Origin of the sequence: Rhodococcoides kroppenstedtii (assembly GCF_900111805.1) — a bacterium.
Lineage (GTDB): Bacteria > Actinomycetota > Actinomycetes > Mycobacteriales > Mycobacteriaceae > Rhodococcoides > Rhodococcoides kroppenstedtii.
In genome coordinates, this window is sequence record NZ_FOJN01000001.1 from 45,748 (window position 1) to 60,834 (window position 15,087).

General features: G+C 72.1%; 13 protein-coding genes. 5 read left to right on the plus strand and 8 right to left on the minus strand.

Annotation, left to right across the window (positions count from 1 at the left end):
• The first annotated feature begins 210 nt into the window (after positions 1 to 210).
• The 3 genes from BMZ18_RS00225 to BMZ18_RS00235 are packed head-to-tail and all read left to right on the plus strand — an operon-like array spanning position 211 to position 3,814.
• Entirely contained in the window at positions 211 to 996 is a 786-nt protein-coding gene (locus BMZ18_RS00225; RefSeq protein WP_068363521.1) for a class I SAM-dependent methyltransferase, read from the plus strand.
• A complete protein-coding gene (locus tag BMZ18_RS00230; protein WP_068363523.1) occupies positions 993 to 2,567 on the plus strand; it encodes a 1,4-alpha-glucan branching protein domain-containing protein in 1,575 nt (524 codons plus the stop codon). The genes BMZ18_RS00225 and BMZ18_RS00230 overlap by 4 nt, the downstream gene beginning before the upstream one ends.
• Positions 2,564 to 3,814 (plus strand): glycosyltransferase family 4 protein, encoded by a 1,251-nt coding sequence (locus BMZ18_RS00235; RefSeq protein WP_068363526.1) that lies wholly within the window; start codon positions 2,564 to 2,566, stop codon positions 3,812 to 3,814. The genes BMZ18_RS00230 and BMZ18_RS00235 overlap by 4 nt, the downstream gene beginning before the upstream one ends.
• On the opposite strand, the gene BMZ18_RS00240 is transcribed toward BMZ18_RS00235, so the two are convergent.
• Entirely contained in the window at positions 3,811 to 4,566 is a 756-nt protein-coding gene (locus tag BMZ18_RS00240; RefSeq protein ID WP_068100528.1) for an acyltransferase, read from the minus strand. The two genes, BMZ18_RS00235 and BMZ18_RS00240, sit on opposite strands and share 4 nt — an antisense overlap.
• A gap of 133 nt (positions 4,567 to 4,699) precedes the next feature.
• Here BMZ18_RS00240 and BMZ18_RS00245 point away from each other — a divergent pair, with 133 nt between their 5' ends.
• Complete coding sequence (locus tag BMZ18_RS00245; RefSeq protein ID WP_068363529.1) at positions 4,700 to 6,022, plus strand: outer membrane protein assembly factor BamB family protein; 1,323 nt, start codon at positions 4,700 to 4,702, stop codon at positions 6,020 to 6,022.
• Here BMZ18_RS00245 and BMZ18_RS00250 read toward each other — a convergent pair.
• The 5 genes from BMZ18_RS00250 to BMZ18_RS00270 are packed head-to-tail and all read right to left on the minus strand — an operon-like array spanning position 6,007 to position 10,706.
• Positions 6,007 to 7,227, minus strand: a complete 1,221-nt coding sequence (locus BMZ18_RS00250) for a class I SAM-dependent methyltransferase (RefSeq protein WP_068363530.1) — start codon at positions 7,225 to 7,227, stop codon at positions 6,007 to 6,009. The genes BMZ18_RS00245 and BMZ18_RS00250 overlap by 16 nt on opposite strands.
• A gap of 4 nt (positions 7,228 to 7,231) precedes the next feature.
• The gene (locus tag BMZ18_RS00255) at positions 7,232 to 8,245 is read right to left on the minus strand and encodes a class I SAM-dependent methyltransferase (protein WP_068363531.1); all 1,014 of its coding nucleotides are present in this window, start codon (positions 8,243 to 8,245) and stop codon (positions 7,232 to 7,234) included.
• A 49-nt stretch (positions 8,246 to 8,294) separates the two neighbouring features.
• Positions 8,295 to 9,074, minus strand: a complete 780-nt coding sequence (locus BMZ18_RS00260) for an enoyl-CoA hydratase/isomerase family protein (RefSeq protein WP_068100522.1) — start codon at positions 9,072 to 9,074, stop codon at positions 8,295 to 8,297.
• A gap of 16 nt (positions 9,075 to 9,090) precedes the next feature.
• Positions 9,091 to 9,873, minus strand: coding sequence for an NUDIX hydrolase (locus BMZ18_RS00265; RefSeq protein WP_068363533.1), 783 nt, complete (start codon positions 9,871 to 9,873; stop codon positions 9,091 to 9,093).
• The gene (locus BMZ18_RS00270) at positions 9,870 to 10,706 is read right to left on the minus strand and encodes an ABC transporter ATP-binding protein (RefSeq protein ID WP_068100517.1); all 837 of its coding nucleotides are present in this window, start codon (positions 10,704 to 10,706) and stop codon (positions 9,870 to 9,872) included. The genes BMZ18_RS00265 and BMZ18_RS00270 overlap by 4 nt, the downstream gene beginning before the upstream one ends.
• A gap of 43 nt (positions 10,707 to 10,749) precedes the next feature.
• Between BMZ18_RS00270 and glgX the strand changes: the two genes are divergently transcribed.
• Entirely contained in the window at positions 10,750 to 12,894 is a 2,145-nt protein-coding gene (glgX, locus tag BMZ18_RS00275; protein ID WP_244516360.1) for a glycogen debranching protein GlgX, read from the plus strand.
• 88 nt (positions 12,895 to 12,982) lie between these two features.
• On the opposite strand, the gene BMZ18_RS00280 is transcribed toward glgX, so the two are convergent.
• Both BMZ18_RS00280 and serB read right to left on the minus strand, forming a co-directional pair.
• Positions 12,983 to 13,795, minus strand: a complete 813-nt coding sequence (locus BMZ18_RS00280; protein ID WP_371828469.1) for a peptidyl-tRNA hydrolase — start codon at positions 13,793 to 13,795, stop codon at positions 12,983 to 12,985.
• Positions 13,792 to 15,036, minus strand: coding sequence for a phosphoserine phosphatase SerB (serB, locus tag BMZ18_RS00285; RefSeq protein WP_068363540.1), 1,245 nt, complete (start codon positions 15,034 to 15,036; stop codon positions 13,792 to 13,794). The genes BMZ18_RS00280 and serB overlap by 4 nt, the downstream gene beginning before the upstream one ends.
• Positions 15,037 to 15,087: the final 51 nt, after the last annotated feature.

The following is a 15,087-nucleotide window of genomic DNA, read 5'->3' on the forward strand; positions in this document are numbered from 1 at the left end:
GATCCGGTCCGATCACTACCCACCGGTAGGTCGGCGACGGTCGCCCGACGTTCCCGGTGCGTGCGGTGGGTGTGTCCACATCCTCCCGCTGTGACGTGGACGTTACCCCATCGAGGGTTACTGGTGGGTAACTTACTCCGCCGTCAGAATTTTTCAACCCCTCCTCCCCGCCTGTCCGGGTGTGTCGCGTCACGAACTACTCTCGCCCGGATGAACGACGCGACACCGGCAGCGCCGACCCGGAACGGAGATCCTCTCCCGCTCACGGGCGAACGAACGGTCCCCGGAATCGCCGAGGAGAACTACTGGTTCCGACGCCACGAGGTGGTCTACCGGCACATCGCGCCGCGGTGCGCGGGACGCACCGTCCTCGAGGCCGGGCCGGGCGAGGGATACGGCGCCGACCTGATCGCCGAGTCGGCCCGTCTGGTCGTCGGCGTCGACTACGACGTCTCGGCCGCCGACCACATCGCCGTCCGTTACCCCGCCGTCGACATCACCCGCGGCAACCTGGTGGACCTGCCCGTCGCCGCCGGAGCGATCGACGTCGTGGTCACCCTGCAGGTGATCGAGCACCTCTGGGACCAGGACCGCTTCGTTCGCGAATGCCGTCGGGTCCTGGCCCCGGGCGGCGTTCTCATCATGAGTACGCCGAACCGCATCACGTTCTCCCCCGGCCGGGACACCCCGCTCAACCCGTTCCACACCCGCGAACTCGATCCCGGGGAGCTGACCGATCTGATCGTCGCCGGCGGGTTCGAGGTCGAGCAGCTCACCGGAGTCCATCACGGGCCGACCCTGCAGGAACTCGACCGCCGGCACGGCGGCTCGTTCGTCGACGCCCAGATCGATCGGGCGCTGGCCGGCGAGCCGTGGCCCGACGAGCTCGCCCGCGACGTCGCCGGCATCGGCACCGAGGACTTCCACCTCACCGACGACCACCTCGACGCGAGCCTCGACCTGCTGATCGTCGCGCGCAGCCCGCTCGCTCCGTGACCGAGTCCGGCGCGGGGCGGGTGCCCGGAATGTTCGCCCTGGTACTGCATTCGCATCTGCCGTGGCTCCCCCATCACGGTCGGTGGCCCGTCGGCGAGGAATGGCTCTACCAGTCGTGGGCCGGCTCCTACCTCCGGGTGGTGGACGTTCTGCGGCGGCTGTCGGCGGAAGGCCGGACCGATCTGCTGACCCTGGGCATCACGCCCGTCCTCGCGGCGCAGCTCGACGATCCGCACGCTCTCGACGGCATGCACCACTGGCTCGGCAACTGGTCGCTGCGCGCCGCCGAGGCGGCGACGTCACGGGATGCCGACCGCCGCGAGGCGGGCCGCCGCGAGTACCGCGAGGCCGGGCACGCCCTCGCGGAGTTCGAGACCCGGTGGCGCCACGGCGCGTCGCCCGTGCTCCGTCGCCTGGTCGACGATCGGGCCGTCGAACTGCTGGGCGGACCCCTGATGCACCCGTTCCAGCCGCTGCTCGATCCGCGCTTGCGGACGTTCTCGCTGGCGGAGGGTCTGCGCGACGGCGCTCGGCGCCTCGGCCGACGAGCCGACGGAATCTGGGCGCCGGAATGCGCCTTCACCGCCGGCATGGAGCGGGACTACGCGGCGGCCGGGGTGAGCCACTTCCTGGTCGACGGGCCCGCTCTGCGCGGCGACACCACGCTCGGCCGGCCCGTCGGCGACACCGACGTGGTCGCGTTCGGGCGGGATCTACCGGTAAGCTACCGCGTGTGGTCGCCGAAGTCCGGCTACCCCGGTCACGCCGCGTACCGCGACTTCCACACCTACGACCACGGGACCGGCCTCAAGATCGTGCGGGTCACCGGACGGACGGTCGCCGGTCCCGACAAGGCCCCGTACGCACCGGACCTCGCCGCCGCGGCTCTGCAGGACCACGTCCGCGACTTCGTCGACGTGGTTCGGCGTCGGCTGCACGACGAACACGCGCGCACCGGACGCCCCGCGCTGGTGACGGCGGCCTTCGACACGGAGCTGTTCGGTCACTGGTGGCACGAGGGTCCCGAGTGGCTCGAGGCCGTTCTGCGCGCCCTCCCCGAGGCCGGCGTGCAGGTGGGCACCCTCACCGCCGCGCGTGCGGCCGGGTTCGTCGGCGAGCCGGCGGACCTGCCGAACACCTCGTGGGGGTCCGGAAAGGACTGGCGCGTGTGGGCCGGGGACCCGGTGCAGGACCTGGTGCGACTGAACGCGGAGGTGACGGCCTCCGCCCTGGACGCCGTCGACGCCCGCGGCCCCGCCGAGGCCGCCGGACGGGACCGGACCGCCGATCAGATCCTGCGCGAGGCGCTGCTCACCGTGTCGAGCGACTGGGCGTTCATGGTGAGCAAGGACTCGGCGGCGCAGTACGCGCGCGATCGCGCGCACGAACACGCGCACGCCGTGCGGGAAATCGCGGCCGCACGCACGTCCGGACACCACGCGGCCGCCGCCCGCCTCGCCGCGGGATGGAGCGTCGCCGACGGGCTGTTTCCCGACCTCGATGCCCGTAGGCTCCCGACGAGCGAGGCACCGACCGGCGGGGTCACGCGTCGTCGGGAAGGGGTGCGATGAGAGTCCTGCTGGTCTCCTGGGAGTACCCGCCCGTCGTCGTCGGCGGCCTGGGACGGCACGTGCACCATCTCGCGACCGCACTCGCCGCCGCGGGCCACGAGGTGGTGGTCCTCGCCCGTCGACCCACGGGCACCGACGGGTCCACCCACCCCACCGAGGCCGTCGTGGCCGACGGGGTTCTCGTGGTGGCGGTCGCCGAGGATCCGGCCCACTTCGCGTTCGGCGTGGACATGATCGAGTGGACCCTCGCGCTGGGTCACGCGATGGTCCGGGCCGGGCTGGCGCTGTCCAAGCCGGGCGTCGGCGAGGGATGGGTTCCCGACGTCGTCCACGCCCACGACTGGCTCGTCGCGCACCCTGCGATCGCCCTCGCCGAGTTCTTCGACGTGCCCCTGGTGACCACCTTCCACGCCACCGAGGCCGGCCGGCACAGCGGTTGGGTGTCTGGCCGGGTGAACCGGCAGGTGCACTCGATCGAGTGGTGGCTCGCGCAGGAGTCCGACGCGGTGATCACTTGCTCCGCGTCGATGGACGACGAGGTCGCTCGTCTCTTCGCCCCGCCCGGACCGATGCACGTTGTGCGCAACGGGATCGACACCTCGACCTGGACGTTCCGCCCCCATGGACCGACCGGGCGCGCACCCGCCCTGCTCTACGTGGGCCGGCTCGAGTACGAGAAGGGCGTGCAGGACCTGATCGCGGCCCTCCCCCGCCTGCGCCGGACCCACCCCGGCACCACTCTCACGATCGTCGGCGACGGCACCCAGCGCGATCACCTGATCGAACTCGCCCGCGCGCACCGCGTGCGGGGGTCCGTCGCCTTCGCCGGGTCCGCCGATCACGACGGCGTGCTGGTCCACCTGCATCGAGCCGACGTCCTGGTGCTCCCCAGTCGGTACGAGCCCTTCGGCATCATCGCGCTCGAAGGGGCTGCCGCCGGCATTCCCCTCGTCGCCTCGACCGCGGGCGGGCTCGGCGAAGCCGTCACCGACGGGGTCACGGGTCGCTCGTTCGCTCCCGGCGACGTGGCCGGGCTGGCCACCGCGGTGCGGCGCTCCCTGGACGAGCCGGAGCGCACCCGAGCCCTCGTCGACGCCGCCCGCGAACGGCTCACCGCCGACTTCGCGTGGTCGACGGTCGCCCGCGAGACCGCCACGATCCTCGCCGCCGCGAAGCGCCGCGTCCGCACGCCGTACGCGCGGCCGCAGGTTGTCGAACGTCCACTGCCGGAACGGGATCCGAGCTAGCCCGGCAGGTCGGTGGTCCCGGCCGCCTTCTTGCGGGCGATGTCCTCAAGCGCGGCGACGTACTTCGCGCGATCGGCAGCGCCGGCCTCCCAGTCCGCCTTCCGGTTACGCACCACTCGCGCCGGGGCGCCCACGGCGATCCCGTAGTCGGGTACGTGACCCTTGACCACCGCGTGGGCCCCGAGCACGCATCCGCGGCCCACGACGGTCTCCCGCAGCACCGTCACCTTGGCGGCGATCCACGTGTCGGGCCCGATGCGCACGGGCGATTTCACGATGCCCTGGTCCTTGATCGGAACGGTCACGTCCTCGGTGCGGTGGTCGAAATCGCAGATGTAGCACCAGTCGGCGACGAGGGTGGACGCACCGATCTCGATGTCGAGGTAGGTGTTGACCACGTTGTCCTTGCCGAAGACCACCTTGTCGCCGATGCGCAAGGACCCTTCGTGGCACCGAATCGCGTTGCCGTCGCCGATGTGGACCCACCGCCCGATCTCGAGACGGGCCAGCTCCGGGGTCGCGTGGATCTCGACGTTCCTGCCCAGGAACACCATGCCGCGCAGCACGACGTGCGGATTGGCGGCCCTGAACTTGGCCAGGCGGTAGTACCGCACCAGGTACCAGGGCGTGTACGCCTTGTGGGCGAGGACCCAGCGCAGCGACGCGAGGGTCAGGAACCGGGCCTGATCGGGGTCACGTCGCCGCGACCCGCGCCACCGCGACCGCAGTGGGGCGTTCCACATGCTCGTCATGACCGGTCACCCTAATCGGCGTCGATCGACGCACCGCACACACGGGCCGTGCCCCGGACGCGGCCGGACCCCGGGCCGGGACGGCCGGTCCGATAGCATCGCGATGCCCCGATCCGACCCGGCAGGAGCCTGCATGCCCGACGCGTACCCGCACCGGACCCGACGCCCGGTGCGCGCTCGCTCGGTGGTCGCCCTGCTGGCCGTCGCGGGCGTGATCGCCTCCTGCGGATCGAGCGACGGTCCGATCGACATCTTCGGTGAGACCGGCTGGCGCGGAGGCCTCTCCGATGCCCACAACAGCGCCTCCGTGACCACCGACGGCAGCCGCGATCTGGACCTGGAGTGGACCCGTCCGCTCGGCGCGGAGATCGCGACCCGACCGTCCATCGCGCCGAACGGGCAGATCACCGCCTCGCTGGCGGCCTCGGGCAACTGTCCCCTGGGCTCCTTCCAGGGCGAGTCCGGCCGGAAGCGTTTCTGCAACGGGCTCGGCCCGTCCGGGGTGTCGTCCACCCCCGTCGCCGACACCGCGTCCAACCTCTACGCGGGCGAGGACGGCGCCGTGGTGTCGGTCAACCCGAACGGTCAGACCCGCTGGCTCACACCGGTGTACGGCGTTCCTCGCACCCCCCAGTTCCTGCCCGACGGCAACCTGCTGGCGATCACGCAGTTCGGCCAGGTGAACGTGCTGTCCAACCAGAGCGGACGGCCCGAGGCCCCGATTCTCGATCTGGTTCCCACCCCCGACCCACTCACGGCGCCCGACACCGAGCTGCGCGCCGCCGACGACGGGCTGGTGGCCTGCCTCGGCGGAGGCCCCGCCTGTCCGGTCGCCGCCGCGCCGGCCGTCGATCTCGAGGCGAGCATCGTCTACGTGGTGCTGTGGAGGGAGGGCGCGATCGCGCCGCAGGTGGTCGCGCTGCGCTACACCGCCGGGCCCGAGCCGAGTTGGTCCGAGGAATGGTCCTCGGACCTGCTCCCGTCCGCCGTCACGTCGAGTCCCGTTCTCTCCCCGGACGGTTCCCGTCTCTACACGACGGACGTCGAGGGTTCCGTGCGCGCGTACGACACCGCCGACGGCCGGGAGGTCTGGACCTACTTCGTCGGCGACCGAGCGGCGGGCAGCGTGACCGTGTCGCCGGACGGCACCCTGGTTCCGTCCGGCGGGGCCGGCTCGGTGCTGCGGGCGGTCCGCGACACCGGCGACGCACCCCAACTGGTGTGGGAGCGTGAGGATCTCGTGCAAGCCGGCGCCCCCGCCGTCGCCGGCTCCACCGTCTACGCGGTGACCGGCACCGACGAGTTGTCGCTCACCACCGTCGATCTGACCACCGGCGAGACCGTGGACACCGACGCGCTCCCGGGCGCCGCCGGGTACAGCCCGGGCGTCGTCGTCGGCTCGGACGGTGCGGTGGTGGTTCCCGTCGGGCTCGGGACGCTCTATTCGTTCCGCTGATCGCCGACTTGCGGGGTCCGCTGATCGCCGACTTGCGGGGTCCGCTGATCGCTGACCGTGCGGGGTCCGCACACGAACGCGACCGCACTGCGGCCGATCCGGGTGATCACCAGCGACAGCGGCGTGGACCCGCGCAACCCCAGCTTCGATCGCAACACGGCCGGGTCGACGTCCACCCCGCGCACCAGGATCTCGAGGGAGCCGCAGTCCCGGCGCGCGAGTTCCTTCCGTAATTGCTTCTCCTGCATCGGAAGCCGATCCAGAACCTCGAAGCCCGACGTGTCCGGCGGGATGCGGTCGCCGGTGAGATGCGCGATCCGAGGGTCGAGTTGCCACAGACCGTGCCGGGCGGCGTACTGCCGGACCAGTCCGGCCCGCACCACGGCGCCGTCCGGGTCGATCACGTACCGACCCGGCGGGCGCTCGTCGATCTCGTCCGGGTCGGTGTCCACCAGCGACACCGGCGGCGACCCCGCACGCAGGACCGTCGCGCGTCGTCGCACCCCGGGCTCGGCGACCGAGCCCGTCCACAGGCATGCCTCGCGCACGCCACCGTCGAGCGAGACCACCTCGATCTCCGCGTCCGTCGGCAGCCGATCGAAATCCAGCCCCGGCGCGCACTTCACCACGAGGTCGCGCCCCGCGTAGGCCGAGAGCAGGTGCGGCAGAGGGGGTTCGAGTGCCGCGGGGTCGCGCAGTCGGCGTCCGCCCGACCGTCGACCGGGATCCGCCAGCACCACCGTCCCGCGGGTCACCGGCGTCAGCGCATCGGCGCGCAGGACCGGGACGTCCGGCACGTTGCGTGCCGCCATCGCCAGCCGCACGGCGTCGAGGTCGCTGCCCACCACCGACGCCGCCGTCGCCCGCAGCGCGTGCAGCTCGGTGCCGATCGAACAGGTGACGTCGTGGATCACGCGACCGGCGAGCCGGTGCGCGCGGTGCGCCGACACCGCGTCCGGCGTCGCCTGCTGGACGGCGTCGTCCGTCAGGAGCCAGGACCCGGCGGCCGCCACTTTGCTGCGTGCCTTGCGCCGGACGGTCACCGTCTCCACCAGGGCCGGGGCACGAGACCCGAAGCGGGCGCGCACCCGCGCGAGGTCACCGATCAGGGAGGCCGGGGTCAGTGCGTACTCGTCGACCTCGGCGAGCGCCTCCACCGCACCCGCCAGGTACTCGACGTCGTCGAGGTCGAACGCGTAGCCCACCGAGTCAGTCGGCGGCGAGCGGCTTGGTGCCGGTGATCATCACGTTGTAGAAGTAGCCGCGTGGCACCACGTGGTGGAGCACCTTCTCGTCGAGCCAGCTGAGCGACTTCCAGCCGGTGAAAGCGAACCGCGCCCATCCCCAGCCCAGCTTCTCCGCCGGCACGGCCGCTTCGAACGTGCGCACGGGCCACCCGAGCAGGGCCGCGGCGAACTCCTCCGTCTTCGCCTGCACTCCCTCGGCGCCCGCGGCGGTCGCGATCTCCTCGAGCTCCGTGGGGTCGAACGTGTGCAGATCCACGACGGCTTCGAGCGCCGCGGCGCGGGAGGACTCGTCGAGTTCCTGCTGCGGACGACGCCAGTCGGCGAGGAACGGCAGCTTGGTCACGCGCGTCGTCGCCTCCCACGTCGCCCGGCCGAGCCAGCGCGCATAGAAGTTGCCGACGGTGGTCGGCTCGCCCGCGAAGACGAAGCGTCCGCCGGGCTTCAGCACCCGCAGCACCTCGCGCAGGGACTGCTCGACATCCGGAATGTGGTGCAGGACGGCATGTCCCACGACCAGATCGAACGTGTCGTCGTCGTACGGGATGGTCTCCGCGTCGGCCACCCGGCCGTCGACCGGCAGACCGAGGTTCTCGGCGTTGCGCAGAGCCACCTTGACCATGCCCGGCGACAGATCGGTCACCGAACCGGTCGCGGCGACCCCGCTCTGCATCAGATTCAGCAGGAAGAAGCCGGTACCGCAGCCCAGTTCCAACGCCCGCTCGTACGGCAGTGGCTGATCACCCGCGACGGCGTCGAACCGCCCGCGGGCGTAGTCGATGCAGCGCTGGTCGTAGGAGATGGACCACTTGTCGTCGTACGTCTCGGCTTCCCAGTCGTGGTAGAGCACCTGGGCGAGCTTGGTGTCCGAGCGTGCGGCCGCGACCTCCTCGGCACTGGCGTGAGGCCGCGGTGCCGGATCGAGGGTCGCGTCGGCCGACGAGGAGTCGGCCGGGATCGGGTCGTGACGAACGGTCATGAAAACAGAGCCTAACCGGTGTCCCTCGACGGTCCGCGTCGGTTCCCGGTCAGTTCCCCGTGAACTCGGCCTTGCCGGGGCCGTTCTCGAGGAACGACGACATGCCGATCGACCGGTCGTCGGTGGCGAACAAGGACGCGAACACGTGGGCCTCGATCTTCAGGCCCGTGGCGAGGTCGGTGTCGAGGCCCTCGTCGATCGCCGCCTTCGCCGCGGCCAGCGCGCGCGACGCCCCGCCGACGAACTGGCTCGCCCACGCCCGCGCGGCGTCGTACACCGCATCGGGGGCCACGACCTCGTCGACCAGGCCGATCCGCAGTGCTTCCTCCGCGCCGACGAAGCGGCCGGTGAAGATCATGTCCTTGGCGCGGCTCGGCCCGATCAGGCGCGCGAGGCGCTGCGTTCCGCCGCCGCCGGGTATGACGCCGAGCAGCACCTCCGGCACGCCCAGCTTGGCGTTGTCCCCGGCGATGCGCCGATCCGCGCCGAGGGCGACCTCGAGTCCGCCGCCCAGGGCGTAGCCGGTGATCGCCGCGACCGTCGGCTTCGGGATGGACGCCACGGCGCCGAGGCCCGCCTGCAGACCACCGATTGCATCGGTCATCTGCTGGGCGCTCATCTCGGCCATCTCCTTGATGTCCGCACCCGCGGCGAAGACCTTCTCGCCGCCGTACACGATGACCGCGCGCACCGCGTCGTCCGCGGTGGCCGCGGCGGCGACGTCCCGGAGCTCGCCCTGCACCTGGCGGTTCAGCGCGTTCATCGGGGGCCGCGAGAGTCGGATGGTGCCGATGCCGCCGTCGACGTCGAGAGTCACGAATTCAGCCATGGCGGTGAGGCTACCGTCAGCCGAACGCCGCGTAGTACCGCTCGGCGCCGGGGAACTCGACCCGACGGTTCTCCCCGTCACGCACGAGAACGGGCTGCACCGGGTCCAGGCGATACGGGGCCGCGAACGCGTCCGCGACGGTGGCGTGCTCGGCCAGGTCCGCCAGGGTGGACCAGGTGGGCGGCATCATCGTGCGCGCACGGGTACGCAGGTCCGCCACGGCGTCGGCCGGTCGGAACCAGCCGGCGTCCACCGCTTCGCTCGTGGCGTCGTCGGCGCGCTGCCCGGCCGGCACGGCGGCGAGGAAGAATCGGGTGTCGTAACGCCGCGTCGTCTCCCCCTCCGGGGTGATCCAGCGGGCGGCGGGCCGCAGCAGATCGGCACGGACCGACAGACCGGTGTCGGCGAGGAACTCGGAGAACGCGATCTCGCGGCGCTCCACCGCCCGACGGCCGTCCGCGTACTCCGCGGTGTCGGCGACGACGGCGTGCTCGTCCGGCCCGGCCAGCAGGATTCCGCACTCCTCGAACGTCTCCCGCACGGCGGCGAGTACCAGGGCTCGTGCCGTCGGCTCGTCGGTGCCGAACTGCTCCGCCCACCAGGACGGCGCGGGCCCCACCCACGGATCGTCGCCCGTCGGCGCGGTGCGGTCGGAGGCGTCGACCCCGCCACCGGGATAGACCGTCATCCCCGCGGCGAAGGCCATCGCCTTCACCCGGCGCTGCAGGAACACCTCGAGGCCGTGCTCGCCGTCCCGCACCAGCACGACGGTCGACGCATCGCGCACCGGCACGCTCATCGGGCGCGGCGATGCGACGGGCCGCGGCGCTTGCGGCGCGCGAAGAACCGGTCGTCCGTCCGATCCAGGGCGATGGCCTGACTGAAGGCCGTCGAGAGGTTCTCCTCCGTGATGACGTCGTCGATCAGTCCCTGGGCGACCACTCCGCCTTCCTTGAGGAGCATGGCGTGGGTGAAGCCGGGCGGGATCTCCTCGACGTGGTGGGTGACCAGCACCGTCGCCGGGGCGTCCGGGTTCATCGCGAGCTCGGTGAGGATCGCGACGAGGTCCTCGCGACCGCCGAGGTCGAGGCCGGCGGCGGGCTCGTCGAGCAGGAGCAATTCCGGGTCGGTCATGAGGGCCCGGGCGATGAGGACGCGTTTGCGCTCGCCCTCGGACAGGGTGCCGAAGGTGCGGCGTGCAAGGTGTTCGATGCCGGCGCGCTCGAGCATGTCGATGGCTCGCTCGTCGTCGACGTCCTCGTACTCCTCGCGCCACCGGCCGAGCACCGCGTAGCCGGCCGACACCACGAGGTCGGAGACCACCTCGTCACCCGGAATCCGCCCCGCGAGTGCCGCCGACGACAGCCCGATCCGCGGCTTGAGCTCCGAGATGTCCACGTGCCCCAGGGTTTCCGCCAGCACGTGCGCCGTGCCCTCGGTCGGGTACAGCTCCGCGGCGGCGATCTTCAGCAGCGTCGTCTTGCCCGCTCCGTTGGGGCCGAGCACCACCCACCGCTCGTCGAGTTCGACGTTCCACGAGACCGGACCCACGAGCGTCGTCGTCCCCCGGCGGACGGACACGGAGTCGAGTTGGACGAGCAGGTCGGGATCAGGTTCGGACACGACGTCCATCTTGTCCCACGCCGCCGGGCTCGACACGGCAGGATTGCCTCGCGTGTCGCACGATCACCCGTCCCCCCGGTCCCTGTCGGCCCCCGGCCGTCCCTTTCCACTCGGCGCGCACCCCGTCGACGGCGGTGTCTCCTTCGCCGTCCACGCGCCCGAGGCCACCGCGGTGGACGTCTGCGTGATCGACGACGACGGCACCGAGACGCGTCACCGCCTGCCCGAGCGGACCTACGGGATCTGGCACGGCGTCGTCGCCGACGCCGCGGTGGGCACGCGGTACGGGCTGCGCGCCGACGGTCCCTGGCACCCCGAGACCGGCCGCCGTTTCGATCCCGGCAAGCTGCTCCTCGACCCCTACGCTCGCCGCATCACCGGCGGCCTCGGCGACGCGCACGCCCTCCTGCCGTACGACGACGAACCGTTCGGCCGCCGATCCCATCGCGACTCTCGTGGTCACGTTCCCCTCGCCGTCGTCTGCGCGCCCGCCGAGCGGCGCGGACGTGCCCGCCTCGAGACGGACTGGGACGCCACCGTCGTCTACGAACTACACGTCGGTTCCTTCACCGCGACGCATCCCGACGTCCCCGAGAACCTCCGCGGGACGTATGCCGGGCTCGCGCACCCCGCCGTCGTCGCCCATCTGCTCGATCTCGGCGTCACCGCCGTCGAGCTGCTGCCGGTGCATGCGTGCCTCACCGAACCCGGCGTGCGCGCCCGCGGGATGCGCAACCACTGGGGGTACTCCACGGCCTCCTATTTCGCCCCCGAACCGCGGTACTCCTCCGTTCCCGGCGGCGAGGTCGAGGAATTCCGGGCCATGGTCGACGCGCTTCACGACGCCGGCCTCGAGGTGATCCTCGACGTCGTCTACAACCACACCTGCGAGGGCGGTGTCGACGGGCCGTCGCTGTCCTGGCGGGGTCTCGACGGGCCGGGGTACTACCTGCTCGACGAGCGCGGCCACGACGTCGACCTCACCGGCTGCGGCAACACCCTGGACGCCGCCTCGCCCGTCGTCGTGCGCATGGTGTGCGACTCGCTGCGGTACTGGGCCACCGACATGGGTGTCGACGGGTTCCGATTCGACCTCGCGTCCACCCTCGGGCGCCCGGGCGGGTGGCGGTTCGACCCGCGGGCGCCGTTGCTCAGTGCCATCGCGGCGGACCCCGTGCTCTGCCGGACCAAGCTGATCGCCGAGCCCTGGGACGCCACCGGGCCCGGCTATCAGGTGGGCGGCTTCGGCGGCGTGTGGAGCGAGTGGAACGACCGCTACCGCGACACCGTGCGTAGGTTCTTCGCCGGGCAGGGCGGAGTGCGCGAGCTCGCCTCGCGGCTCGCCGGGTCCGAGGACATCTTCGGCGCCGGCGGGCGGCGACCGTGGGCGTCGATCAACTTCGTCACCGCGCACGACGGTTTCACCGTCCGCGACCTGGTCTCGTACGAGCGCAAGCACAACGAGGCCAACGGCGAGGCCAACCGCGACGGCTCGGACGGCAACCACTCGGTGAACCACGGGGTCGAGGGCGACACGGAGGATCCGGCCGTACTGGCGGCCCGCGACCGGCACGTCCGCGCGCTGCTGTCGGTGCTCGCCCTCTCCACCGGGACGCCGATGTTCCTCGCGGGCGACGAATTCGGGCACACCCAGCACGGCAACAACAACGCCTACTGCGTCCCGGCCGACACGCCCGCCGCCGAGGCCCACGCCGTCCGGTGGGCGGACCGCGACACCGACCTCGCGACCACCCTCGCCCGCGCACTCCGGTGTCGGCGGACGGCGCCGGTACTGCGACAGCAGGAATTCTTCGCGGGACGACGCACGCCGACGGGCGAGCCGGACCTCGTGTGGTTCGACGCCGCGGGGAACGAGATCGTCGGCGACGCCTGGCACGACGACACGGCCCGCACCCTGCAGGCGTGGGTCGACGGATCCGACGTCCGCATTCCCGGGTCGCACGGCCGATCGTTCGAATCTGCGCTGCTGGTGGTGCACGCCGGGGGGCCGACGGGCATCGTGCTCCCCCACCACGACGCCGTGACGCCGGCCTCCGACCACTTGCCCGTCTACGTGCCCGTCTTCGACTCCGCCTCACGGGACGGTCGGCCGATCGACCCGGCCGGGCAGGAACCGGGGAGTGTGGTCGAGGTGGCGGGGCCGATCGTGCTGGTGTACGTGACCGCGGCGCGCTGAGCGCCGCCATCGACACCGCGGCGCGCTGAGCGCCGCCATCGACACCGCGGCGCGCTGAGCGCCGCCATCGACACCGCGGCGCGCTGAGCTAGGTGATGCTGCGCAGGTCGGCGAGCACCGTCGTCGACCCGGGCGCGACCTCGGTGAAGCCCGCGTCGCGGACGCCGACCACGGCGTCACCGAGAGCGGTCGACTCGGTCCAGCGGGCCTCGTCGGCGATGCGCACGTCCGTCGGGCAGCCGCGACGGAACCATCGCTCGACCGTCTCGACCGGCAATCGTCCGGCCGCGAGCATGACCGCGTGGCCGACCTGGGCGGCGGTCTTGCCCACGGTCATGTCGAGGGTTCCGTTCACCCACAGGACGAGTGCGTCGGGATCGGGCGCGTCGGTGCGGTCGTCGAGCGGAAGGTCCGTGCCCTCGACCTGCAGCTTGCGCAGGCGCGGATCGAGATCGCGCACCCGACACGGCACGTACACCCGCGCCGAGGCGCCGTCGACCGTCGTCGTGATGCCGTCGACCTCCTGCGCCGCGGCCCACTGCGCGCCGCGCGCCCGCCGGGACACCTTGCGAATGCGGGCGTCCAGCCAGGCCGTGTACTCGCCGTGCCACGGTCCGTCCGGGCCGACCCGGGGGTCGAGGCACACCAGCGCGGTGGCGGTGGCGGCGGCGCGGAGGAGGGCCGACCGGGCCGGCGGCTCGGCCTTCGGGATGTGCAGCACCATCGGCATGGCCCGCACGTCGCCGGGATCGTCCGGGTCGCGCCGACTGCCGAATCGGTCCGCTCCGTCTGCCATGCGGACGAGGGCGGCGTGACGGTCGGTCAGCGACGTGTCGGGTTCGGTCGCGGGCTCCGGCTCGGGCCCGGGACCGGTCTCGGGGTCGCGATGGGGCTCGGTCACGGGATCGGGATGCGCCGGACGAGGCCGTCGACGGTGTCGGCGGCCTCGATCTCGCTGCGGGTGACTCCGAGGACGAACAGCAGAGCGTCGAGGAACGGGGAGGACAGTGCGGTGTCCGCGACCTCGCGCAGCGCCGGCTTGGCGTTGAACGCGACTCCGAGTCCGGCGGCGGTGAGCATGTCGATGTCGTTGGCCCCGTCGCCGACGGCCACCGTCTGCTCCATCGGGACGCCGACCTCGGACGCGAACTGCCGCAACGCCACCGCCTTCTGCGCGCGGTCGACCACCTGCCCGGTCACTCGGCCGGTGAGCTTCCCGTCGACGATCTCGAGGGTGTTGGCCTGCACGAAGTCCAACTCGAGTTCGTGGGCGAGCCCCTCGATGACCTGGCGGAAGCCGCCGGAGACGACGCCGCAGTGGTACCCCAGACGACGCAGCGTCCGAATGGTGGTGCGGGCGCCCGGGGTGAGCTGCAATTCGGCGGCCACCTCGTCGATGACCGACGCGTCGAGGCCGGCCAGCGTCGCCACGCGGCGATCGAGCGACTCCGCGAAGTCGATCTCGCCCCGCATCGCGGCCTCGGTGACCTCGCGGACCTCGTCCTCGACGCCGGCGCGGGCGGCCAGCATCTCGATGACCTCGCCCTGGACCAACGTCGAGTCGACGTCGAACACGATGAGCCGCTTGGCACGGCGGGCGAGGCCGGCACGTTCGACGGCGACGTCGATCCCCACTCCGGCGGCGACCGTGGCGAGGGAGGTGCGCAGACGTTCGTCGGCGTCGTCGGTGGTGCCGTCGACGGAGACCAGCAGTTCCAGCCCAGTGACGGGATAGTCGGCGATGCCGCGGATCGAGTCGATGTTCGCCCCCTGGCGGGCCAGCTCGCTCGACAGCACGCTGATCGCCCGCGCTGTGACCGGCCGTCCAAGCACCACCACCACGTGGGTGGACAGCGGGGCGCGGCCGTGTTCGCTACCCACCTCGACGTCGACGTGCACGCCGACGGTGGCCATGGCCTCCTCGAGGTGCTCGTGCAGCGTCTCGACGTCGCCGGCGCACTCCCCCAGCACGCCGAGGGTCAGACGGCCACGGATGACGACCTGCTCCACGTCGAGCACGGACACGTCGTGGCGCGCGAGGGTGGCGAACAGAACGGACGTGACACCCGGCTTGTCGCCACCGGTGACGGTGACGAGCACCGACGTGGCGCGCCGCCCGGGCTGTGTCTCACTGCTGGTCACGAAGGACCCCTTTCCAGCGAAAAGCCCCTCGCCGAGACGGGAGGGGCTGAT